At 40.7% G+C, this 24,758-nt stretch carries 22 protein-coding genes; 5 read left to right on the top strand and 17 right to left on the bottom strand.

What is annotated here, in order from left to right; genetic code table 11:
* Nucleotides 1-26 precede the first annotated feature (26 nt).
* On the top strand, nt 27-1,238 hold the full coding sequence (gene hflX, locus D1013_RS01660) for a GTPase HflX (protein WP_121847227.1): 1,212 nt from the start codon (nt 27-29) through the stop codon (nt 1,236-1,238).
* Nucleotides 1,239-1,792: 554 nt separating this feature from the next.
* Here hflX and D1013_RS01655 read toward each other — a convergent pair.
* The 10 genes from D1013_RS01655 to D1013_RS01610 form a co-directional block, all read right to left on the bottom strand.
* Nucleotides 1,793-2,725 carry a DUF3078 domain-containing protein gene (locus tag D1013_RS01655; RefSeq protein WP_121847226.1) on the bottom strand — a complete coding sequence of 311 codons (933 nt, stop codon included), beginning with the start codon at nt 2,723-2,725 and terminating at the stop codon, nt 1,793-1,795.
* A gap of 79 nt (nt 2,726-2,804) precedes the next feature.
* On the bottom strand, nt 2,805-3,320 hold the full coding sequence (locus D1013_RS01650; protein WP_121847225.1) for a DUF2480 family protein: 516 nt from the start codon (nt 3,318-3,320) through the stop codon (nt 2,805-2,807).
* A 13-nt stretch (nt 3,321-3,333) separates the two neighbouring features.
* Nucleotides 3,334-3,666 (bottom strand): DUF59 domain-containing protein, encoded by a 333-nt coding sequence (locus D1013_RS01645; RefSeq protein WP_121847224.1) that lies wholly within the window; start codon nt 3,664-3,666, stop codon nt 3,334-3,336.
* 31 nt (nt 3,667-3,697) lie between these two features.
* Nucleotides 3,698-4,120, bottom strand: coding sequence for a SufE family protein (locus D1013_RS01640; RefSeq protein ID WP_121847223.1), 423 nt, complete (start codon nt 4,118-4,120; stop codon nt 3,698-3,700).
* Between the two features lie 73 nt (nt 4,121-4,193).
* Nucleotides 4,194-5,408, bottom strand: a complete 1,215-nt coding sequence (locus D1013_RS01635; RefSeq protein ID WP_121847222.1) for an aminotransferase class V-fold PLP-dependent enzyme — start codon at nt 5,406-5,408, stop codon at nt 4,194-4,196.
* Between the two features lie 81 nt (nt 5,409-5,489).
* Nucleotides 5,490-6,089 (bottom strand): outer membrane protein, encoded by a 600-nt coding sequence (locus D1013_RS01630; protein ID WP_121847221.1) that lies wholly within the window; start codon nt 6,087-6,089, stop codon nt 5,490-5,492.
* Nucleotides 6,090-6,226: 137 nt separating this feature from the next.
* Nucleotides 6,227-7,543 (bottom strand): Fe-S cluster assembly protein SufD, encoded by a 1,317-nt coding sequence (sufD, locus tag D1013_RS01625; RefSeq protein ID WP_121847220.1) that lies wholly within the window; start codon nt 7,541-7,543, stop codon nt 6,227-6,229.
* Nucleotides 7,544-7,596: 53 nt separating this feature from the next.
* Nucleotides 7,597-8,349 (bottom strand): Fe-S cluster assembly ATPase SufC, encoded by a 753-nt coding sequence (sufC, locus tag D1013_RS01620; protein ID WP_121847219.1) that lies wholly within the window; start codon nt 8,347-8,349, stop codon nt 7,597-7,599.
* Nucleotides 8,350-8,417: 68 nt separating this feature from the next.
* A complete protein-coding gene (gene sufB / locus D1013_RS01615; RefSeq protein WP_121847218.1) occupies nt 8,418-9,863 on the bottom strand; it encodes a Fe-S cluster assembly protein SufB in 1,446 nt (481 codons plus the stop codon).
* Nucleotides 9,864-9,872: 9 nt separating this feature from the next.
* Nucleotides 9,873-10,202 carry a HesB/IscA family protein gene (locus D1013_RS01610; protein WP_121847217.1) on the bottom strand — a complete coding sequence of 110 codons (330 nt, stop codon included), beginning with the start codon at nt 10,200-10,202 and terminating at the stop codon, nt 9,873-9,875.
* A 216-nt stretch (nt 10,203-10,418) separates the two neighbouring features.
* Between D1013_RS01610 and D1013_RS01605 the strand changes: the two genes are divergently transcribed.
* The gene (locus D1013_RS01605; protein WP_225621373.1) at nt 10,419-11,372 is read left to right on the top strand and encodes a glycosyl transferase family 90; all 954 of its coding nucleotides are present in this window, start codon (nt 10,419-10,421) and stop codon (nt 11,370-11,372) included.
* Between the two features lie 3 nt (nt 11,373-11,375).
* Here D1013_RS01605 and D1013_RS01600 read toward each other — a convergent pair whose 3' ends face one another.
* From D1013_RS01600 to D1013_RS01585, 4 genes are read right to left on the bottom strand one after another with little or no spacing between them, the layout of a single operon-like run.
* Nucleotides 11,376-12,467, bottom strand: coding sequence for a cytochrome-c peroxidase (locus tag D1013_RS01600; RefSeq protein WP_317125489.1), 1,092 nt, complete (start codon nt 12,465-12,467; stop codon nt 11,376-11,378).
* Nucleotides 12,460-13,248: an MbnP family protein gene (locus D1013_RS01595; protein WP_121847216.1), complete on the bottom strand. Its 789-nt coding sequence runs from the start codon at nt 13,246-13,248 to the stop codon at nt 12,460-12,462. The genes D1013_RS01600 and D1013_RS01595 overlap by 8 nt, the downstream gene beginning before the upstream one ends.
* Nucleotides 13,249-13,258: 10 nt before the next feature.
* Complete coding sequence (locus D1013_RS01590; RefSeq protein WP_121847215.1) at nt 13,259-14,614, bottom strand: hypothetical protein; 1,356 nt, start codon at nt 14,612-14,614, stop codon at nt 13,259-13,261.
* Between the two features lie 31 nt (nt 14,615-14,645).
* Entirely contained in the window at nt 14,646-15,872 is a 1,227-nt protein-coding gene (locus D1013_RS01585) for a choice-of-anchor B family protein (protein WP_121847214.1), read from the bottom strand.
* Nucleotides 15,873-16,008: 136 nt separating this feature from the next.
* Between D1013_RS01585 and thiL the strand changes: the two genes are divergently transcribed.
* On the top strand, nt 16,009-17,067 hold the full coding sequence (gene thiL, locus D1013_RS01580; protein WP_121847213.1) for a thiamine-phosphate kinase: 1,059 nt from the start codon (nt 16,009-16,011) through the stop codon (nt 17,065-17,067).
* Between the two features lie 171 nt (nt 17,068-17,238).
* Here the strand turns inward: thiL and D1013_RS01575 are convergent, their stop codons facing one another.
* On the bottom strand, nt 17,239-17,457 hold the full coding sequence (locus tag D1013_RS01575) for a DUF1660 family phage protein (RefSeq protein WP_121847212.1): 219 nt from the start codon (nt 17,455-17,457) through the stop codon (nt 17,239-17,241).
* Between the two features lie 278 nt (nt 17,458-17,735).
* On the opposite strand from D1013_RS01575, the gene brnQ reads away from it, so the two are divergent.
* Complete coding sequence (gene brnQ / locus D1013_RS01570) at nt 17,736-19,043, top strand: branched-chain amino acid transport system II carrier protein (protein WP_121847211.1); 1,308 nt, start codon at nt 17,736-17,738, stop codon at nt 19,041-19,043.
* On the opposite strand, the gene D1013_RS01565 is transcribed toward brnQ, so the two are convergent.
* Both D1013_RS01565 and D1013_RS01560 read right to left on the bottom strand, forming a co-directional pair.
* Nucleotides 19,040-19,810 (bottom strand): exodeoxyribonuclease III, encoded by a 771-nt coding sequence (locus D1013_RS01565; protein ID WP_121847210.1) that lies wholly within the window; start codon nt 19,808-19,810, stop codon nt 19,040-19,042. The two genes, brnQ and D1013_RS01565, sit on opposite strands and share 4 nt — an antisense overlap.
* Nucleotides 19,811-19,841: 31 nt before the next feature.
* Nucleotides 19,842-21,134, bottom strand: coding sequence for an aminopeptidase P family protein (locus tag D1013_RS01560; RefSeq protein ID WP_121847209.1), 1,293 nt, complete (start codon nt 21,132-21,134; stop codon nt 19,842-19,844).
* A gap of 408 nt (nt 21,135-21,542) precedes the next feature.
* On the opposite strand from D1013_RS01560, the gene D1013_RS01555 reads away from it, so the two are divergent.
* On the top strand, nt 21,543-24,392 hold the full coding sequence (locus D1013_RS01555) for a beta propeller repeat protein (protein ID WP_121847208.1): 2,850 nt from the start codon (nt 21,543-21,545) through the stop codon (nt 24,390-24,392).
* Nucleotides 24,393-24,758 lie beyond the last annotated feature (366 nt).

The following is a 24,758-nucleotide window of genomic DNA, read 5'->3' as shown; positions in this document are numbered from 1 at the left end:
TTTTAAATTTGCATTTTGCAACATGTATGATAGAAAAGAATACCATTGAACATGAAAAGGCCGTTTTGATCGGGGTAATCAACCGTGAGCAAAACGAAGAAAAAGTAACCGAGTTCTTAGATGAGCTAGAATTTCTGACCTACACGGCCGGTGGAGAAGTTGTTAAGAGATTTGTACAGCGAGTAGACGTGCCCAACCCCAAAACACTTATTGGTAGTGGTAAAATGGAAGAGGTCGAGTCGTTCGTAAAAGAAAATAAGGTAGGGTCGGTCATCTTTGATGACGAGCTGACACCGGCACAGCAACGTAATATCGAAAAGCAACTTCGCTGTAAAATTGTAGATCGAACCAGTCTCATTCTGGACATCTTTGCGCAAAGGGCCCAAACCAGTTATGCTCGAACTCAGGTAGAACTCGCACAATATGAGTATTTATTGCCAAGACTTACAGGTTTATGGACGCACTTAGAGAGACAACGCGGGGGTATCGGTATGCGCGGACCTGGAGAAACTGAAATTGAAACGGATAGGCGAATTGTTAGGGATCGCATCACATTGCTCAAAAAGAAGCTTGAAAAAATAGACAAGCAAATGGAAACGCAGCGCGGCAATAGAGGTGCCTTGGTTCGTGTTGCTTTGGTCGGTTACACCAATGTAGGTAAGTCGACGCTAATGAACGTTATAAGCAAGAGTGAAGTCTTTGCAGAAAACAAGTTATTCGCCACCTTGGACACTACCGTGAGAAAGGTAGTCATAGGCAATCTACCGTTTCTTTTAAGTGATACCGTCGGTTTTATTCGCAAACTGCCTACCCAATTGGTAGAAAGCTTTAAAAGCACACTTGATGAGGTTAGAGAAGCAGACTTGCTTTTACACGTTGTGGATATCTCTCACCCTCAATTTGAAGAACACATTGAATCGGTCAATCAAATTTTAGATGAAATTGATAGTGCCGATAAAAATACCATTATGGTCTTCAACAAAATCGACCAATACAAACATGCCGAAATCGATGAAGACGACCTAGTTACGGAAAGAACTGAAAGACACTTTACCATTGAAGAATGGAAAAGAACGTGGATGCAACGTGTCGGCGATAAGGCACTCTTTATTTCCGCCCTAAACAAAGAAAACCTTGACGAGTTCAGAAAGAGGGTTTACAATGAAGTGAGGGACATTCATGTAACCAGGTTTCCTTATAACAATTTCTTGTATCCTGAGAATTTAGACGAGTATTAGTCTGGTTAAAGTTCGATGTTTGAGGTCGTTCATCGATCAAACAAAGCAGGTGGTATTTTTCACAACACAACTACCTAGCTACACAACAATAATTTAGAAAACAGGTAAGACAGCCGTAGTTTTACATTGTAATTAAGTGATAGAGCAACCCCAAATCGCACCTTGAACTTAACCTAGATTATGAAGTAACGAATCCCAAATCGGAACTTAAACTACCTACTCATACCTACAATAAAATCACCCTCTTTTAGAGGGTTTTTTTATGTCTCAATTTTACATTTCGTTTCATGAAAAACAGTTTATTGTATCCGTTCATCGAAAAAATGAACGCTTTAACGTATTTCACCACAGGATAAGAGCTGTTCGCAACAAAACTTTCTAAAAGAAAAGCACTAATGGTAAATTCGTAATGTATTTGAAATTTAGTGTTACGTCCCAAATTAAAACACTTGACCTAGGTTTGATTTTTTATTGACTGTACCAAATTACCGACCCTACTTAACAAAAAATGCCGCAACCAATGGTTGCGGCATTTCTTTTTGTATCGCGTTATCTTAGAACGAATAGTTAAGACCTAACAGGTAATAACTCTGTAAGTCGTTGTCAATATTCTCAAATGTAGGGGTTGGGGTCGGTAGGGGCTCAACTGACAATGCATTGGCCAAAGCCTCTTGCTTGTTGCCTCTTAATCCGAATTCAAAACCTACACCAATATTTTTCCAAAGGGTATAACCAAATGAGTTGATCCAGGTCCAATTAGACAGGTCACCATCCTTATAACTTTGAAAAGTAGAGAAGTTGGTCTTAAAGCTAATGGCACCTAACTGTTTTGTATAGTCGACTACGATTTTGGCACCAGCAGAAGATTCGTAAGCGGTATCATTATCGGCAAACACAAAGTTATAGTTCAACGGATGAATAACCACTACCATGTCTTTAATCGGCGTCCAAGTAGCACCAACACCAAGGTCAAGGTAACCAGGGTCGTTAAAATTATTGATGATTGAGGTACGGTATTCGCCCAAAGCCGAGATGGCAAATTTTGAGTTCAGTTTATAACCGTACAGTGATGTGATCGTAAATACATCGGTAGTACCAGTAAAGCCTTCTTCATCGGTCGGATCATCTTTATCGTCGATTTTTACCCATTGTAGGTTAACTACCCCTGAGTTTCTCCAGAAGAATTTTTCCTTATCCAAATTGGCAAAACCGTTAACGGTAACACCGATATTACCTGATGAGTTGTTAGGCACACCTTGCGAATACCAGTTATTGAATTTTGAAAGATTGGCACCAATGGTACCGAAAGCTCCCGTCTTCCAACCAGGAAAAGCATCGATTTTAGACTGTAGGGCATTGACCCTACCCTGAATAGCTTTGATGGAGTCTTTCTTGACCGCTTGCTCGGCCTTCAACTCATCGATTGTTTGCGCAAAACCCGCCGAAAAAGCCAGAATTGCGATACAAGAAATTACTAATCTCTTCATAATGTTAATGTTAGTGAATACGTGTTTATTAACAACAAAGTTAACGATGCCAACATTTAATAAACAAGTTTATCAACGATTATTTTCTCTTGAACAGAGGTACTGAAGAGCAAGCCTCACCGTACATGAGGGACTTTACGATAGGCTGTAAGCGCTGGGTTATCAACAAGTAAGCGTTTGGAGGAACAGGCTTTCTGCTACAGCCCTTAACGATAACCAATTGGTCTTTAAAAGTACTCAGATCTAAATTTTCTATAACCGATTCGTAGAGAGAGGTCTCCAGTAATTCTAAATCGCCCTGAACGACTTTTTTCGCAAAGGGAGCCAGTTTGGCCGCCAAAAGCATAAAGGCCCAACCGGGCACAATGGCATCGGTCGAACAGTGTACCGCTACAAAAGCATCTTGGTATTGAGACCAATCATGAGACTCGATAGCAGCTCTAAAATCTTTTTCCCTAAGGATAATTCCCTCGAAAAGCCAATCAGAAATATCCAATGCTATTCGCGTACCTTTCGGGTAATAATCCTCTAGGTCGAATGTAATCAACTTACTCTGGGCGACCCTGTTTAAAATAGGTTCAGCGTTATCGGACATTTGATTCAATTTTCTATAGTAGGCCTAATTCTAATTTGGCTTCCTCGCTCATAAGGTCCTGAGTCCATGGTGGGTCAAAGGTAATTTCAACCTCGGCATCCTTAACCAAATCTAAAGACTTGATTTTCTCCTCGACCTCTACAGGCAAAGATTCCGCCACAGGGCAATTGGGTGAGGTTAAGGTCATAAGAATACGAACCTCATTATCTTCGTTGACCAGAACATCATAAATAAGTCCTAGTTCATATATATCAACAGGTATCTCGGGATCATAGATGGTTTTAAGAACCTTCACTATTTTTTCACCTAATTCACCTGTGTCTACTGTAGTTATTTCTTCGCTCATTTTTAACTTTTTTAGAAACTAGAAATGCCTTCTAATTCAATTGAGTTTGATAGGCCACCGCATACAATTTCAGCTGCTTGATCATACTTACCAGACCATTGGCCCTTGTAGGCGAGAGATGCTCCTTTAGACCAATTTCATCAATAAACTCCGTATCCGCATCAATAATGTCTTGCGGCTTCTGGTTGCTAAAAGCCCTGATTAAAATAGCAATTATACCTTTTGTTATAATTGCATCACTATCGGCCGTAAAAACTAGCTTATCTTCTTCTAGTTCAGCATGTACCCATACTTTGCTCTGACAACCTTTTATAATATTATCCTCTGTTTTGTATTTCTCGTCAATCAACGGAAGCGACTTGCCCAGTTCGATCATATATTCATATCGCTGCATCCAGTCATCGAACATAGAAAACTCGTCAACTATCTCTTCTTGAATCTCTTTAATATCCATTCAATGAATTTTATGTAAAAATACGATAAGTATCAATGCCTATCAATTCTTTGGCACAAAGATGAATATTGGCCTATAAAAGCATGTTTTTTGCCCGTTTGACACCTTCGACCAAAATATCGACCTCTTCCTTCGTATTGTAAAAACTAAAGCTTGCCCTTACAGTGCCCGGTATTTTATAAAAATCCATAATGGGCTGGGCGCAGTGATGCCCCGTTCTTACAGCAATACCCAGTTTGTCAAGAATTGTTCCGATGTCATAGGGATGGACTCCTTCAATATTAAAAGAGATGACCGACGTCTTTTCTTGAGCGGTACCGTAAATCTTTAAGCCTTCAATCTCGAGCAATTTATTGGTAGCGTAATCAAGAAGTTCATGCTCATAGGCCTCCATCTCACTAAAACCAATAGAATTCAAATAATCCAAAGCCGCACCAAAAGCAATACCACCACAGATGTTGGGCGTACCAGCCTCAAACTTATGTGGCAAATCGGCATAGGTCGTTTTTTCAAAGGTAACTTCGGCAATCATTTCACCGCCACCTTGATAAGGTGGTAACTTATTCAACCATTCTTCCTTACCATAAAGTACACCCACCCCGGTAGGACCACACATCTTATGTGCCGACACCGTGTAAAAATCAACATTTAATGCCTGTACGTCAGCTTTGATATGCGGTGCCGCCTGAGCACCGTCGATTAGCACAGCAGCACCAACTTTATGAGCCTCATCGATAATAGTAGCTATCGGATTGATGGTACCCAAAGCATTCGAAACGTGATTGCAGAAAACCAGTTTAGTATTGCTACTCAACAGATTTCTATATTCATTCATCATGAGCTCTCCCTGTTCGTTCATTGGAATCACCTTAAGAATCGCTCCCGTTCTTTCTGCCAGCATCTGCCAAGGCACAATATTACTGTGGTGCTCCATCGCAGAAACCAAAATTTCATCTCCTTTTTGAAGCAATGATGAAAAACCGTTGGCCACCAAATTAATACCGTGGGTCGTACCCGACGTAAAGATGATTTCTTTTGCCTTCGAGGCGTTGAAATGCCTTTGAATCTTTTGTCTCGCCTGTTCGTATTTGTCCGTTGCTTCCTGCGATAAAAAATGCACTCCGCGATGAATGTTCGCATTGTAGGAAGAGTAGTAATCCACAATCACCTCGATTACCTGCTGTGGCGTTTGGGAAGTAGCCGCATTATCAAGATAAACCAATGGTTTTCCGTTGACTTCTCTACTTAATATGGGGAAATCCTTACGGATTTTTTGCGCATTTAACATAGCATTCTTATTGAACTGCAAAGATATTGGTTTCAGAAGGAAATACAGCTTCAAACACTTCTTTTGAGCCTGGCAAATGATTCAGAACCTGAACCCAATACCGGCCTTAAAAACATTTAAACTTTTACCTCTAGTCTCGTATCGGTAGACATTGTTTTCATAATCTGCTTCTGCCAACCATTTTTGACGATGATTGAGGTAGTCGTATTGAATTTTTACAAAGAACCTATTAGTCAAATCATAACTCAACCCCAGATTAGCATTAAAAGCACCCCAGCTGTCCGATTCGTTATATCCTGAATCAACTATCTTACGGTCGTATTCATCTAAAAGAACGGAATAACCAACACCAACGCTCGGTTTTAACCTGCTTATTCCTGGCAAGTTTAATTCACCAAAAACAGTTGGCTGAAGCAACAAACGTTTCCATTTGTTATCGAATTCCAAATTGTCATCAAAATAAAAGTGCTGGCGGTCGGCAAAAAAAGAACCGTTTAAGCCTGCACCGAGCTGAATAATACCAAGATTCACAAATCTGTATTTGACACCTAAGTCGATAACCCCGTTTAATCCGTCTTCGTCTATGATTGGATAATTGGCCTCTACACTCCATTTTTTATCTTGGGCACAAAGACCGATCGAAGCAAAAAATAGGGCGCAAAAAAGTAATTTTGAATTCATCTGAAATGTTTTAGGTTGAAATTGTTTTCGACCAAATTAGATGAATTCAGATGTAGGAAAATCTAACGACTTGTTAATACATAGCCAACAAACTGCCAAAAAATATCGGCAATTCACAAAAAACTTAAAGTGGATTTTTAGAGGTCAAACCCTAGGTTAACTCCTAATTTCTTAGCAATCAACTTATTGATTCGCGCCTTCACCTCAGGTATACGAACACTGGCCAGAACGTTATTGGCAAAAGCATACATCAATAATGCTCGGGCTTCTTTCTTAGGAATTCCTCGCGATTGAAGATAGAAAAGGGCATCTTCGTCTAGTTGACCAATAGTACAGCCGTGCGAACACTTCACGTCATCAGCAAAGATTTCTAATTGAGGCTTGGTGTTTATAGTTGCCTTATCGCTTACCAAAAGGTTATTGTTCTGCTGAAAGGCATTGGTTTTTTGGGCAATCTTATCTACTATAATCTTACCGTTAAAAACACCCGTCGCGTTTTCACCATAAATACCTTTATAATCTTGGTGGCTCTCACAATTCGGCTCAATATGGTGCACTAACGTATGATGGTCGACATGTTGTTTGTTACCCAAAATGGTCACACCCTTCATAGTAGAGTCGACATGCTGACCGTTCTGATAGAAGTTAAGATTGTTTCGAGTCAATTTGCCCCCAAACGAAAAGGTGTGCACGCTAACGGCACTCTTACTTTTCTGATCTATATAGGTATTGTCGATCAGTGATGCATTTTCGGCATCATTTTGAATCTTATAGTAATCGACAATAGCGTTATCGGCAGCGAAAATTTCGGTAACACTGTTCGTCAAGACCTCGTTTGAAGTCAAGCTCTGATGACGCTCGATTACCTGTAATTCAGCGTTTTCTTCGGCAATAATCAAATTTCTTGGTTGCAATAGCAAAGAAGCCTCGTTACCCGTTGAGAAGTGGATAATTTCCACCGGCTTTTTAGGCATCTTGTTCTTAGGAATGTAGATATAGGCTCCTTCTCTACTAAACGCCGTATTCAGGGTAGTTAACGACTCATCTTTCGATGCAATTTTGTTGAAATATACATCAATTACAGGGCGGTACATGGGCTTGGTTAGCGCCGAGCTCATCAAACAGATGTCGACCCCATCGTGCGTAGTTTCGGAAAGATAAGAAGAGTAAATACCATCAATGAAAACAATCTTATAAGAATCTATCTCATGCAAGAAATACTTCTTAACCTCTTTATACTCGAGGGCATTCTCCTCTTTAGGAAAAATGCTAAAATCAATCTTTTGAAGACTGTTTAACGAAGTGTATTTCCAAGCTTCCTCCTTTTTACTGGGAAAACCTTTCAATTCAAAATTTTTCATTGCCTCTGTACGAAGATCGTGCACGGGGTGCTCAATATCTACGTTACTCTCAAAGGCCATGAAAGATGATATCAGTTTATCTTTTAAATCCATAGTGTAATGTAATTGCAATAATGGCTTCACTACTGAGCGAAACCTGAGGCGGTTTAGACTACTGCTTCATTCTTCAACCAATCGTATCCTTTTTCCTCTAGCTCTAACGCCAATTCTTTTCCACCAGATTTTACAATCTTACCATTGTGCAATACATGCACAAAATCAGGTACGATATATTCCAAAAGTCTTTGGTAGTGGGTAATTACGATGACGGCATTGTCTTTACTCTTCAATTTATTCACCCCATTGGCAACGATACGAAGAGCGTCGATATCCAAACCGGAATCTGTCTCATCTAAAATGGCCAATTTAGGCTCAAGCATGGCCATCTGAAAAATTTCGTTTCGCTTCTTTTCACCTCCTGAAAAACCTTCGTTCAAAGAGCGGGAAAGAAATCTTCGGTCAATATCAAGAAGCTCAGATTTTTCTCTGATCAGCTTCAACATTTTGTTTGCTGGCATTTCCTCTAGACCGCGTGCTTTTCTAGACTCATTGATAGCAGTCTTAATGAAGTTGGTAACGGAAACCCCAGGAATTTCTACCGGATATTGGAAAGAAAGGAAAACCCCTTTATGAGCTCTTTCCTCAGGGGAAACCTCATCTAAATCCTCACCGTTCAACTCTACCGAACCTTTGGTTACCTCAAATTCTTCTTTACCGGCAATAACCGCAGAAAGTGTACTCTTTCCGGAGCCATTGGGGCCCATAATTGCGTGAACCTCGCCAGCATTTACCTCAAGGTTAATGCCTTTTAATATTTCTTTATCCTCAATACCGGCATGTAAATCTGTAATCTTTAACATAAATTCTCTTCTTAACTTCTAAGATTAAAGGCCTTTCGCCTCCTTAAAGTATTTTTTGATTGTATCGCTTATCCTACCGAGCCCTCTAAACTTATTTCCAAAAGTTTTTGCGCTTCAACTGCAAACTCCATTGGCAACTTGTTCAACACCTCTTTGCTAAAACCGTTAACAATCAGCGCTATCGCCTTTTCGGTATCAATACCCCTTTGGTTGCAATAGAATATTTGGTCTTCACCAATTTTACTGGTTGTCGCCTCATGTTCGATTTGAGCGGTCTTGTTTTTTGCCTCGATATAGGGGAAAGTGTGCGCGCCGCATTCATTACCCATTAAAAGGGAGTCGCACTGTGAAAAGTTACGGGCATTTTCTGCGCGACTGTTCACTTGTACCAAGCCTCGATAACTGTTCTGTGATTTTCCGGCAGAGATACCCTTGGAAATAATGGTACTACGAGTGTTCTTACCCAAATGAATCATTTTGGTACCCGTATCGGCCTGCTGAAAATTATTGGTTACGGCGATGGAATAGAATTCGCCAATAGAATTATCGCCTTTTAGAATACAGGAAGGATATTTCCAAGTAACGGCAGAACCAGTCTCTACCTGCGTCCAAGAAATTTTGGCGTTTTTCTCGCACAAACCTCTTTTGGTAACGAAATTATAAACACCTCCTTTTCCTTCTTTATCACCGGGAAACCAGTTTTGTACCGTAGAGTATTTTATTTCTGCGTCATCCAGAGCAATCAACTCTACAACGGCAGCATGTAACTGATTCTCATCACGAGATGGCGCCGTACACCCTTCTAGATAACTCACATAACTACCTTCATCGGCAATAACAAGCGTACGTTCGAACTGACCTGTACCTGCTTGGTTGATCCTGAAATAAGTAGAAAGCTCCATAGGGCATTTTACACCTTTCGGTATATAACAGAACGACCCATCTGAAAAAACAGCGGAATTTAATGCTGCGTAAAAGTTATCTCTTTTCGGAACTACAGAACCGATGTATTTTTTAACCAGCTCCGGATGTTCTTTTATCGCTTCGGATATTGAACAGAAAATAATTCCCTTTTCTGCCAAGGTCTTTTTAAAAGTAGTGGCTACCGACACGGAGTCCATAACAATATCTACCGCTACGCCAGCCAATTTCTTCTGTTCATCAACAGAAATACCCAGTTTTTTAAAGGTTTCCAATAATTCAGGATCCACCTCATCCAAACTATTGTATTTGGGTTTTTTATTAGGAGCCGAGTAGTATGAAATAGATTGGAAATCGGGTTTCTTATAATGTACGTTCGCCCACTCCGGCTCTTCCATTTCCTTCCAATATTTGAAGGCCTCTAAACGCCAAAGGGTCATCCACTCCGGCTCTTCCTTCTTCTTGGAGATAGCGATAATAATATCCTCGTTCAGACCAACGGGCAGCGTGTCAGATTCTATATCGGTATAAAACCCGTACTCATACTCTTTGGTCTCGAGCTCTTTTTTTAACTCTTCCTCAGTATATGCCATAGTTTCTTTTTACAATGAAAAACTCTCTCCGCAACCGCAGGTTCGCTGTGCGTTCGGGTTGTTGAAAACAAACCCCTTTCCGTTAAGTCCACCGGAATACTCCAGAGTCGTACCAACTAGATAAAGAAAGCTTTTTTTATCTACAATGATGCGTACGTTGTTATCTTCAAAAACCTTATCGGTATCGCCGACTTTATTATCAAAATCTAATTCATAGGAAAGTCCGCTACAACCGCCACTCTTAACACCCACACGCACATAATCTTTAGAAGAGTCAAACCCTCCTTCAGACATTAGGTCAATAACCTTTTTTCTGGCTGATTCAGATACCTGTATCATTGCATTTTACTTTATTCTAAATAGTTCACAAATATACGTCATTAGTAGGGTTTTACCATAAGAACTAACATTATTATAACGAATGCCCCGATAGCCCATTTCTATAGAACCCCTCACAAATCATATGCCTATTCAAAGTGCGCTTCGGAAAGACACGGATTCATTAACTTTGGGTGCATCAGTTAAATTTTACAACCTGGCCAAGGGTCTCTGAATATGGATTTCGACGATATCAATGCCTTTTATTATGCCAAAAATTTCGGAAAGAACGCTCTCCCGAAATTTTATTTTAGGCATCGTTACCGTCAATTAATGAACTTTAAGAAAACTTGTGACCCCACCTATTTGAATTACAGGGTCGACTACTACCTAAAACACAATCAACCTTTTGAGCTACCCCAAAACTCTGTCGCCGTAAAAGACTTCAAGCGCACAAAGGGAACAGGCTACTATCTAGACCTAAAAGAGTTCTTGCATTACTTTTCGCCGCACGTTCGCTTTGCTTACCATTTTGGAGATGAAACACACATCAACCCTCAGCCGACCCTTTTTAAAGCACGACCGCTTTATGTGGATAATGCCAACTCTGTTTTGTTCAAACTAAACAAAAGAAGGCATTTTAAATGGGTCAAAGATGCCCTTGGATTTGAGGACAAAAAGAAAAAAGTAGTTTGGCGTGGCAGGGCCCATCAAAAGCAACGTAGAGATTTTGTGGAGAAGTTTTGGAACCACCCATCATTTGATGTTGGCTTAATCACACCCAAACAAAACGACTTACCATTGCATCGCGGGTTTATGGATATTAACGCTCAACTAGAACATCAATTCATTGCCTGCATCGAAGGTTATGATGTGGCCACGAACCTAAAATGGGCCATGAGCAGCAATTCGCTTTGCATCATGCCAAAACCGACTTGTGAGACCTGGTTCATGGAAGGAACATTAAAGGCTAGGGTACATTATGTAGAAGTGGAGGCCGATTTCTCGGATATGGAGGAAAAAATGGAGTATTATTCAAAGAATCCTAGTCAGGCCAAGGAGATTATCAAGAACGCACATGAACATATTGCATCTTTCAAAAACAAAAAGATGGAGGACCTTATCTGCTTTTTGGTGTTGGAGAAATATGCTCAGCTTTCTGGGCAAGAGAATTATCTTCGTTTTCAATAGTTACTATCGAAAACTTGGGTCATTCACAAAGTCTTCGTCGGACAATGTCAATAAAAAAGCCTTCAAATTAGCCTTGTCTTTATCTGTCAATCTAACGCCGCCATCAGCTACTTTTTTCATAAGCGGGTCAATGGTAGCAGAATTTTGCAATCCTTCACTGTAGTGATCTATAACCTCTTCTAAGGTAGAGAAGCGTCCGTCGTGCATATACGGTGCTGTGAAAGCCAAATTTCGTAAAGATGGAGTCTTGAACTTACCATTGTCAGCTGGGTCTCCGGTAATTTTACCCAGACCCAAATCTGCAAAAGAACTGTCCAAACCATTGTTATGAAAAATATTATCCGTCCATAACGGATTATTAGGATTTCCGTGGCAATGAAAACAGTCGCCCCGAGTCTCATCAAGAAAAACAGCTAACCCGTTTTGCTCTTCATCGGTCAATTCAACTTCATTTGCCAAGTATTTGTCAAACTTTGAACTTCCGGAAATAAGTGTTCTTTCAAACTGGGCAATCGCTTTTGCCACTTTTAAACTATCGATACCTTCTTCAGCAAAAGCGGCAAAAAATAAATCGGGATATTCGCTATCTGACTCAAGGTCGCTCACTACTTTTTCCCAAGTATTCGCCATTTCAGAACTATCGGGAACGGGATGAAAAACTTGGTTTTCCAAACTGCTGGCCGAACCATCCCAAAAAAATAGCTCATCGAAATTCCAAGCCAAATTGAACAGCGGCATAGCATTTCTGCTACCTAAAGCACCATTCACACCTTCGCTCAATACATTGGTATCTGTAAACGCAGAATGGGGCATATGGCAGTCAGCGCAGGATATGGAATGGTCTACAGATAACACGGGATCAAAGAACAATTTCTTACCCAATACAATCCCCTCTTCTGTCAACGGGTTCGAAATAGGAATAACAGGATCAATAATCGAACTTTTAAAAAAAGCAGGGATATTCAACTCTACCGGTGTAGGTTGGTATGTTTCATCATCCAATACACTAGTTGGCTCATCATTAGAACAGGCAGCCAATAGCAAAACCCATACGACGAACCTAAACTCTCTTATGAAGCCTTGAATTTTAATCACTTTTCAGCTTAAAAACATCTTTCCCGTTTTCATACATCATTACCTGTGCATCAAAATTGGGCATTAGCATCGAATGCAAATCATTTAAGTTCCATTCATTAGGGTTCTTGAACCATTCGGCAATATTCATATCAATTTGTAACTCCGAAGATTTATCAATGGTGACCCGACCTAAGCTCACCTTAAAAAAAGTGTCTTCAAAAACTGGATTGTCGCTAGAATTGTCAACGGCACGTATGGCGTGAAATTGATAACCTGTCTCCGTTTGTGTAGAATCAAGAAACTTACCTTCCAATTGCATGTAATGATAACCACCGCCCATCATTTCTGGTACATTCCAAAGGGCGGTATTTAAATCGGCATAGACACCACTCCGATTGTCATCATTGTCAAAGCCAAAAGTAAACCTTAGGTTTTTGTAGGTGCCTATGGGAATACTATCCGCGGAACGATACATAAGGCTCGAATCGTCTTGTAAATCGATTAGATGATAATCTTCAATTGTTATGACCTCTCCTTCTTCGTTCTCAAGGCTTACGTTACTTATCAAGTACCTTAACAGTTCAATGCTCATTTCTTCTTGATGGGCATTTGTGTATTTTAAACTATTGAAATCATCTTTTGACACCTGCTGAGCATCCCAACTATGTGAAAATCTAAGTTTGAGAGAGGTTGTTTCTGGATTACGGTCTATTTCTTGATCAGTGCTACAACCGGAAATAACCACAATACAGACAGCACCTATCCATAGAAAAAGTTTACTCACAATTTTATATAACATTCAGTATATTTTAAAATGAAAACGCTAACAAAAATACATCTGTAAAGCCTTTATTCTGATTTACATCAAAATCATCGCTTGCTGATTCTCCGACAGCAAACACTTTTTCGCCGTTAAGTTCAATAACTGCAGCTGCCAAATCAATTTGAGAACCTCCTACACTTCGCTGCCAGACTATGATACCTTCATCATTAATTTTTAAAACCCAAGCATCGTTCTGACCTTGGTTACTTTGTAAATCACCATCACCAGAACGTGAGTTGCCGGCTATCAAATACCCTCCGTCAGATGTCGCTACTACAGATGAGGCGGCATCAAAACCACTACCTCCGTACGTCCGCTCCCAAACCAATTCGCCCGCACCATCTATCTTAACGACCCAAATATCAGCCGCCCCTTTATTGGTACTTACATCTTGGTCGTTGCTACGCGTATCTCCCACAATTAAAAAATTACCATCGGCCGTGGGAACAATAGCCTTTGCCTCGTCTATTTCGCTTCCGCCAAAATTCTTTTCCCAAAGTAGTTCTCCTACATCGGTTATGCGAACTACCCAGAAATCGTAAGTGCCCTTGTTATCTGAAATGTCTACATCAAAACTATCGGATGAACCCACAATCAAATACCCACCTTTATTCAGTTCTACTACGTCATAGGCCGTGTCGGTAAATGTGCCTCCATAATATTGACTCCATTCAATATCACCACTAGAATTTATCTTAACGGCCCAATAATCTCCACCTGCGTGATTTCTTGCTGTTTGATTGCCCTGCCCCTCGGATGCCGTTACATCAAGAACGCCCACTAGAAGGTAACCTTGGTCTTTAGTCTCTATCAACGAGATGCCCTCATCCCTGCCTTTGTAACCAAAGCTTTTCTGCCAAAGCAAATTTCCATTAGAATCGGTTTTAGCCAACCAATAATCAAGAGAGCCTCCATTTTCGGAGACATCTCCGTTCGAACTTTCACTGAAGCCCAATAAAGCAAAACCGCCATCGGCGGTTTGAACCAAATCGCTACCGCGATCATTTTCAGAACCCCCGTAACTTTTTGTCCATTCTAAGCTAGATTGAGCATCAAATTTCATTAACCAAAAATCAAAATCTTCGGCATCTTTATCTGATACATCACCATCATTACTTTGGGTATGCCCCAAAATCGCAAACCCCCTGTCAGTAGTCTTTACGAGAGCCTTTCCGCTATCATTCAAACTTCCACCAAAGGTTGCTGTTTCCACTTGAATTTCCGCTGGTTCCGGTAACGGACTGGGTTTGTCGTCATCGTTCTTTGAACAGGCACCAACCAAAACACTCAATACTGTAACGAACAATCGCCTTTTGACCGAACCAAAAATGTAGTCTACCATCCTCATTAAAACATCCCCCTTGCGTAAAATATCAATTACTTTTTTGGATGACAAACAACCCTGAGCTCATATCGCTTACCAAGACTTTACCACTTTGAAAATAAGGGTAGTTGCTCCACACCCCATCAAATGCAGCATTATCATTATTCGGGTAGGTGTCAAAATAACCAGACTCTACCAAGTTTTGATTTTCAATATTCGTTATATCCAGAACTCTCAAGCCTGCGGTGTAGTTTGAGAGAAAATATTCATTCCCGTTGACATAGCCATTATGATCGATGGCATCGGTCGGCCCTAAATAAGTGTCATATAATTCAGGATTATCTAAATCATTGAAATCAAAAATCAAGGTTCTTGATTTAAAGCCCAAATTCTGTTCGTCTAGCTCATCGCCTAAAATAAAGAATCGCTGATCATCGGTAAACCAACCTTGGTGCGTATAAGCTATGTTCGGGTATAATACCGTACTAATTTCAAAAGATGCATTTTTGTCGGTCACATCAACTATTACCACTTGTGATTCATTAGCGCCAATAAAAATTTCCCTCCCCTGATAATCGACATCAGGCCCTGAATAGGTCACCACTTGTGCGTCATGTGAATATCCGTTATCGGCATAACCGCCAACTCCTTTGGGGTTCTTGGGCTCTGAAATATCAATAAAATGGGCACCCCCAGCATATTCATCATTTCGAGCCGTACCCACAGCATAGGCCATACCCGTTTCTTCATTGATAACGACATTATGCGCATTACCAAAGCCGGTATAAAGTACATCCGCTTCAAATACCTTCGGTTGCTCAGATGCTTCACGAAGATTCGTAAGGTCAAATACCTGCATGCCATGCCCCGCAGCCTCAGAAACGATAAAGGCATGGTTTTGATATACCTTGATATCACGCCATAGGCTCGGTTCTGTAGCGGTGGGCAGTTTACCAACGTAGACCAAGTTCTCAGTGTCTGAAATATCAATGAAGGCCGTACCGTTATCCAAACCCAATAGCGCATATTCTTTACCCGTGTCGGGGTCTTCCCAACCCCAAATGTCATTGGCCGATTGTGCACTAAAAAAAGATAATGACTTCGTCGCTAGTAAATCATAGCCATTGCATGGGTATTGACCTGCCATACCGTTTGAACAGGGTTCGTAATTCATAGGTACATCCGCCGTAGGCTCATTATTGTCATCTGAAGAACAACCCGACCCCAAGAGGCCTAGGGTAGATATAAGCATAAAACACCTTGCCCAATTTTTCATAAACCGTTCATTTTTATATAAATATATTATTTAACGCCCTATTGTTTTAGCTCTTCTTGCTATTTGTTGCCATACTAAATGAAAGCAATAATCATTCCCCTTTATCAATACCATAATTTACCCTTATTTTTGCCACATGCTAGAAGACAAAGAACAAAAAAGGACATCTCTTGAGCGGTTGGGTGAATTCGGCCTAATTGAACATTTGACACAGAATTTTGAGCTCAACCATGCATCAAGCATCAAGGGTATTGGTGATGATGCCGCAGTGCTCGATAGTACTGAATACAAAACGGTTTTAACTACTGATTTATTGGTTGAAGGTGTTCATTTCGACCTCAGCTACATGCCACTAAAACACTTGGGTTATAAAGCCGTTATGGTGAACCTTTCAGATGTTTACGCCATGAATGCAAAGGCGACACAGATTACGGTTTCACTGGCCGTATCAAATCGGTTTCCCCTAGAAGCTTTGGAGGAGCTTTACGACGGAATCGCCCTTGCCTGTAAAATGTACAATGTTGATTTGATAGGAGGTGATACCACTTCATCGCAAAAAGGAATGTTAATTAGCGTTACCGCTTTGGGGCAAGTTAACGAAGAGCAAATTTCTTACCGCAATGGGGCCCGGCCAAACGACCTTTTGGTCGTGAGCGGAGATTTGGGCGGAGCTTACATGGGGCTGCAAGTTCTGGAGCGTGAAAAAGAGGTCTACAAAGTAAACCCGAACAGCCAACCCGACCTTTCACCCTACTCATACATTGTTGAACGTCAATTAAAACCTGAGGCAAGAAAAGATATTGTTGAATTGTTGGCCAAACTTGAAGTGAAACCAACTTCAATGATCGATATAAGCGATGGCCTTTCTTCAGAAATAATGCACTTGAGTAAAAGTAGTGGGGTAGGGTGCAATCTTTTTGAAGATAAAATTCCCTTAGACCCAACCGTTATTTCGGCCTGCGAAGAATTCAAAATGGATAGCACGTTGGTCGCTTTAAGCGGAGGTGAGGATTATGAGCTATTGTTCACGGTAAAACAAGAAGACTACGAAAAGATCAAAGGCAACCCAAACCTTACGGTTATCGGCTATATGACGGAGGCCAATGAAGGGACTCATTTAGTTACAAGGGGTAATCATAAAATACCGCTGACCGCACAGGGCTGGAACTCGTTCTCTAATTCTGAGGAGGAATAACTATAAAAAAAGAATTCCCGAAAAAGGCAAACCTAACATACTGTTGTGGGGCGAACGACAGTGGAGAACGAGGTTGCTACTATTTTTTCGGGAATATTTTATAAAAATCCTGAAACCTTAAGGCTCAGGATTTGGGTGCCAAAGCATAGGTAACGCTGAATCAAGTTCAGGTTAGGCAGCGTGTTTTGCTGCCCTATGTCTTTTCTGAAAAATATTTTCCAAGGTCTTATTAATATCTTCTAGCTCTGGTGTAAGGGTCGAAAGATTACCGCTTACATCGGTAGTTACCTGTTTACCACAATGAATGCATTTATATTCCTTAATATGTAATGTCACTTTTTTCGATACTGAGTAATGGTGGCCAAAAAGGCTGCAAAAAAATCGTTTCATGGTCGTAGGTTTAAAAAACGCATCGTTGGTTCATTGGGGCAAACCGCCAGGTGCTAGTTCAAAATTTGGGTGAAATTTTCAGTGCGTTCAAACACTTTCTATCTCAACGCCCTCCTTTCTTTTTTTATTGGACAATAGCCTTGAGATTGTCCGATTTTTCGATGAAATACACCATTCTATTTAAAATAGAAAGATTTTTCCGACATACTGCACTGCTTGCCGTCAGCCAATATTAGGGTATCTTGCAGCCTGTTAAAACCACAGGTGTCTTTCAAAAAATGAACTCCGTCAAGTTACATACGGCCAAAGAAACTTTAGTTACCGCCTTTGCCCTGTTCTCATTGTTTTTTGGAGCAGGTAACTTGATACTTCCGCCTCTCTTGGGTTTTACTTCGGGCCATTTATGGTGGTTGGTCTCTCTGGGGTTTTGTCTCTCGGCTGTTTTAGTTCCTATTCTAGGCATTATGGCACACGCCAAGTTGCAGGGAACTATTTTTGATTTCGGCAAGAAGGTTTCTAAGGGCTTTTCATTAGTATATTCTTTTTTGATTTATGTCATCTCTATAAGTTTACCTTCCCCAAGAACGGCCTCTGTAACCCATGAAATGGCTATACAGCCATTTTTTGATGTTCCCTCTTGGCTAACTGGCACCGTTTACTTTTCACTCGTTTTCCTGTTTGTGGTCAACCGGTCTAAATTGTTGAATGTTCTTGGTAAAATATTGACCCCAACTATCATTATCATTTTATTGTTGATTATAGGTATCTCTCTATTTTCTACCGACCAGCCTGTTGGGCCCATTACCCTAAGCTCCCCTTTTGCCAATGGCATCTTGGAAGGGTACCAGACCTTTGATGCTATTGGAGCGGTCGTCGTTGGTGGCGTAATCATCATTTCAGTTAACTTGAAGAAAAAAGAAGCTTCGTATCAAGAGAAGAAAACCTTGATCCGTCGTGCCGGCATTTTGGCCGGTTCTGCCTTACTTCTTTTATATACCGGGCTTATTTATACCGGGGCTTTGGTACAGGCAGATTTTGATACCGAAATAACCCGTACCGCTCTTTTAAATGGCATAAGCCATTTGACCTTAGGAAGAAACGGACAAGTATTTCTCAGCGTTTTGGTGAGTCTTGCCTGCTTTACCACAGCGGTTGGTATTGTTACCGGCACATCTGACTTTATACAATCACGCTTCAAAAACAGTAAAAAGGCCTATTTGATTACAGTTATTGCAGGTTGCCTTTTAGGTGTTTTAATCGGGCAGTTCAATGTGGCCTATATTATTGCAGTGGCCCTACCTGCCCTAATGTTTATATACCCCATTACCATCGTTTTGATTTTGTTAAATGCCATACCCAATAAGTGGGCATCGCCAAAGGTATTCAGGGCAGTTGTAACAACTACCATAATTTTTAGTATACCGGATTTTATCGGCAGCTTAGGTTGGGGAGCTTCAATTAGTGCCCTTCAGGAAATAATTCCCTTAAGCCGGTATAGTATGGGATGGATTTTACCTGCGATGATTGTTTTTGTTCTATTCAATCTCACGAGGAAAAAGCATCCCATAAATAATTCATCCCTTTAGAGGTTGATATCTAAACTAATTGGGCAGTGATCGCTACCCATGATTTGGTCATGAATTTCGCAAGAATTGACTTTTGGCCAAAGCGATTCACTCACTAAGAAGTAATCGATACGCCACCCAACGTTTCTACTTCTCGCCCCTCCTCTTTGACTCCAAAAAGTGTACTTATCATACGTATTCGGGTGTAGGGTTCTGTAACTATCGACCAATTTCAGGGTACCGAGCATATGGTCAAAACCATCGATCTCTACCTGTGTAAAACCTGAAGTCTTGTTGTAGTTAGATTTTGGGTTCGCCAAATCATTGGCCGTATGGGCCACATTAAAATCTCCAGTAACAATGATCGGTTTCTTTTGTTGAAGGTTCATAAGGTACTGGGTGAAATCTCTATCCCATTCCGAACGATAATCCAATCGTTTGAGTCCGTTACCGCTATTGGGCACATACACGTTTATCAAATAAAATGACTCGTATTCCGCGCACGTAACCCTTCCTTCAAGATCATGTACTTCAGCACCTATGTTGGGTAAAAATGAAAGGGGTTTTTCTTTAGATAGAATACCCGTTCCTGAATACCCCTTTCTTTCGGCACTATTACTAAATAGCTTATACCCGGAAATTTCTTTTAATGCTTCGGATACTTGGTCGTCTTGCGCCTTGGTCTCTTGAATACAAAAAACATCTGCATCAAAATTAGAGACCACTTCATCAAAGCCTTTTTTCATCGAGGCTCGTATTCCGTTTACATTCCAAGAAACTATTTTCATTTACCTTGTTTTTAGCTAATTTCTACCAATACTATTTGTTCATCAAATCTTCAATTTCCTCTACTTCAATAGGAATACCGGCCATTAAATTGAACGGCTCTCCGTTTTCTTGAATGACGACGTCATCTTCAAGGCGAACCCCCAGCTTCTCATCGGGAATATAAATACCGGGCTCGACGGTAAACACCATATTGGCCTGCATGGGAGTTTTCAGTTCACCATAATCATGGGTGTTCAACCCGATATGATGGCTCGTACCGTGCATGAAATATTTCTTGTAAGCCGGCCATTGTGGGTTCTCGTTCTGTACATCGGCCTTATCCAACAAACCGAGGCCTAACAGCTCAGAAGTCATGAGTTTTCCGCATTCAACATGATAATCCTTCCAAATTGTGCCCGGCACCAACATTTTAGTAGCCTCGTTCTTAACCCGCAGTACCGCCTCATACACCTCTTTTTGGCGTTTGGTAAATTTACCGTCGACAGGTATGGTTCTGGTCAAATCACTTGAATAATTGGCGTACTCGGCCGCCGTATCCATCAAAATCATATCGCCCGACAGACATCTTTTATTATTCTCAAGGTAATGAAGTACGTTTGCATTATTTCCAGCCGCAATTATAGGCGGATAGGCAAACCCTTTAGAACGGTTTCGAACGAATTCATGTAAAAGCTCGGCCTCAATCTCATACTCCCAAACACCTGGCTCGACAAACTGCAATACACGGCGAAAACCTTTTTCGGTAATATTACAGGCCGTTTGCATGAGTTCGATTTCTTCCGGTTCTTTAACGCCTCTAATCTTTTGAAGTATCGGGTTGCTCTTCGCCACTTGATGCGCCGGAAACTTTCTTTTACATTCTTGAATAAAACGATCCTCTCGGGTCTCGGTCTCAACGGCCTGGCGGTAATGCTCATTGGTATTAAAGTAAATAGTATCGGCCTCCGTCATCAAATCAAAAAATACCCGATCAAAATCTTGAAGCCAGTAAACGGTTTCGATACCTGATACTTCGGTCGCCTTTTCCTTGGTTAATTTTTCACCTTCCCAAACAGCAATGTGCGCATTGGTCTCACGAACAAACAGAATTTCCCTGTGACTTTTATCCATAGCATCGGGAAAAAGCAACAACTTGGTTTCTTCTTGGTCTGCACCACATAAATAGAAAAGGTCTCTATGTTGTTCAAAAGGTAGCACGCTGTCGGCACCTATAGGATAAATATCATTTGAATTAAAGACCGCAATGCTTTTTGGGCGCATTTCGGCCATGAATTTCTTTCGATTTTTGATGAATAATGAATTACTGATTTGTTCGTATTTCATTGGCGTAATTTTAATTTTTTAATCGGTTAGATGTAATTTGTCCTTAGAAAATATCCCCTACTGTCAGAGGTATATCTGGATACATTTAACTCGCTTTTTATCAATTTTTCAAAAGTAGCAAATTGACAACGATTGGGCAGTTAAGAAGTTTATAATGTCTGGTGTTTTTATTGAGACAAGTAGCTCATTACAGAGCTTAAGTGCATAAAAAAAGAGACCTAATTCATAGGCCTCTTCTTCAATTAAAGTTGGTTATGTTATTCTTCTAGTTTGAGTGAGTTTAATGCTAGTTTGGCATAAATTAACAAAATATTAAGTTGTTGCGCAATTCTGTCGCTGTTAATTTTAAGCGGCAAACATTGACAAATTAAATCTGTTGTTTCTAAAATAACTCGTTATCAAATACTTATGAAAAGCTTACTAATTTTTCTATTATCCTTCTTTTTCTGCTCTGCCATGGCTCAAGTTCCTGCAACATCTGCAGAGCTTATTATTGAGTCTATTGAGAATAGACAAATTTTGCAGAAAGAATCATTGGTGAAAAACCTGCCATTAAAAAATATTGGTCCCACTGTAATGAGTGGCCGTGTGGTAGACTTAGATGTCAACCCTAAAAATTCCATTGAATTTTATGTGGCATATGCCTCTGGCGGACTTTGGTACACCAACAACAATGGTACATCGTTTACGCCAGTGATGGACAATGCCGAAACCCAAAACCTAGGCGATATTGCTGTCGACTGGAAAACAGGAACTATATGGGCCGGCACAGGCGAAAACAATTCTTCTCGGTCTTCTTATGCAGGAATAGGCATATTAAAATCAACCGATAAGGGGAAAACTTGGCATCATATGGGTTTCTCCGACGCCCATCACATTGGTAGAATTCTTTTGAATCCTGAAAATCCAAATGAAGTAACCGTGGGAGTATTGGGCCATCTATACTCGCCGAATAAAGAGCGAGGTGTTTATAAAACCAAAGATGCTGGTAAGACTTGGTCTCAAACTTTGTATCTCAACGATCAAACTGGTATAATTGATTTGGAACAAGTGCCAGGCAATTCTAATGTTTTATATGCCGCAGCTTGGGAAAAAGACCGAAAAGCGTGGGATTTTTTGGGTAACGGATCAAATTCTGGCATTTATAAAAGTACTGATGCCGGCGACACTTGGCAGAAGATTTCTGTGGAAGGCAGCGGATTTCCAACCGATATGAATGTGGGCCGAATCGGCCTGGCGGTTTTTGACCAAAATACCATTTACGCCCTTTTGGATAATCAAGGGCACCGAGAAAAATCTGATTCTGAAAAGCCAGATGCCGACAAACTAACGGCAACTGATTTTAAGGGCATGTCAAAAGAGGCCTTTTTAGAGCTCGGCGACAAAAAACTCAATGCCTTTTTAAAAGCCAATGGCTTTCAAGAAAAGTACCGTGCCGAAAACGTAAAGCAACTTGTTCGAAGCGGTGTTGCCCAACCTAAAGATTTGACCAAATATCTTGAAAATGCCAATGCCATGATGTTTGACACTCCTGTCATTGGCGCCGAAGTCTACCGAAGTGATGACGGTGGGCGCAGCTGGAAAAAGCAAAATGAAGACTATATTGATGATTTCTATTACAGTTATGGCTACTATTTCGGTGAAATTAGGGTCGACCCAAACGACCTCAATAAAATTTATATCGGCGGCGTACCGCTTTTAAAATCATCCGATGGCGGAAAAACCTTTTCATCGATTAGCAAAGAAAATGTACACGCGGATCACCAAGCATTATGGGTCGACCCAAAACAACCGGGCCATTTGATCAATGGTAATGATGGGGGCGTCAACATCACCTACGATGATGGTGAAAACTGGATCAAAAACAACTCAGCTAGTGTAGGTCAGTTCTATGCCATAAATGTAGACAATCAAGAGCCTTATTACGTCTATGGAGGATTACAGGACAACGGGGTATGGGCCGGGCCACATAATGCTAAAGAAGATACCGGCTGGCATCAATCGGGTCGTTATGCCTGGCAATCGCTTATGGGTGGCGACGGAATGCAGATAGAAATTGATAAAAGAAATTCTGATATAGTCTACACCGGGTACCAATTCGGAAATTATTACCGCATCGACCGAAAAAATGATAAGCGAACCTACATACAACCTAAGCATGAATTAGGAGAATCGCCCTATCGCTTCAACTGGCAGACCCCCATTCAACTTTCTGCCCATAACCAAGATATCTTGTATTTAGGAAGCAATAAACTGCACCGTTCGCTTGATCAAGGCGATAATTGGGAAACTATTTCTGGAGACTTAACGCAAGGCGGAAAAAAAGGTAATGTCGCATATGGCACACTTACTACTATTTCCGAGTCGCCCTTACAGTTCGGACTCATTTACACGGGGAGTGATGATGGACTTATACATGTCAGTAAAAATGGCGGAGGAGATTGGCTTCAGATTTCCGACAAGTTAACAAAAGATTTATGGGTAAGTAGGGTCATAGCATCGCAACACCAAAAAGACCGCGTTTATGTAGCATTGAATGGCTATAGGTGGGATGACTTTACCGCATATCTTTATAAAAGTGATGATTACGGTGCGACTTGGGAAGATATTTCATCAAATATACCCGATGCGCCCATGAATGTTATTATTGAAGACCCTATCAACGATTCTATTGTTTATGCAGGATCTGATAATGGTCTTTACATTTCGTTTGACCAAGGTAATCGATGGGAAGCATTACAAAAAGGTCTGCCTCCCGTCGCAATTCATGATTTGGTGATTCAGCCGAAAGCTAAACATTTATTGGTCGGCACACATGGCAGAAGCATCTATCTGGCCGACATCGGACACATTCAACAAATGACGCCAGAAGTTCTGTCTAAAGACCTCTTTGTTTTTGATTTGGATACTATTTCGCATTCCTCAGATTGGGGTAATTCACCAAGCCCATGGAGCAGGGCATCAACCCCCGGCCTAGATATCGCCTTTTATAGCAAGTCTGAAGGCACTGTTAAAGCAGAAATTCAAACTTTAAAGAGTGTCAGCATCAGTTCAACTGAATTCATAGCCGATAAAGGTCTGAACATTCTGTCGTTTGATGTCGCCTTCACCGAAGAGGGTAAGAAAGCATTTTTAAAGAAGAACAAAACTAAGCTCACAGAAGCAAAAAATGGCAAAACCTATCTGCCCAAAGGGTCTTATAAGGTCATTCTAAAAAAGATAGCTTCTGATAGTGAACAGGTCTTTCAGATTAAATAGAAGCTGTTTCGCAAACCGGTTAAAAACAAAAAAGCCCTTCGAAAAGGGCTCTTTTTGTTAAGTAGGTACACTGTTTTTTGGTTTTCCGATTGGGGTCGGATAATTTTTTGTAGGTTCTAGTTTCGATTGGGGATCGTAACTATTTCGGTTAAGTTCAAGGGGCGATTTGGGGTCAACACTATCACTTAATTACAATGTAAATCTACGGCGCTTAATTCGGGTTTCTAAATTATTGTTGTGAAGTAGCCCCTAGTTGTTGTGAAAACAATCAACTGTCAATTTCTTCGATAAACGGTTGGCTTTTGACTCTTAAAGACATAAAAAAATCCCGGCGGGGGGCCGGGATTTATCAGATTTGGAAATTTA

The sequence above is a fragment of the Euzebyella marina genome (assembly GCF_003687485.1).
Taxonomy (GTDB): Bacteria; Bacteroidota; Bacteroidia; order Flavobacteriales; family Flavobacteriaceae; genus Euzebyella; species Euzebyella marina.
Note: the sequence above shows the minus strand (reverse complement) of the source record. Positions and strands in the feature narration are given on the sequence as shown.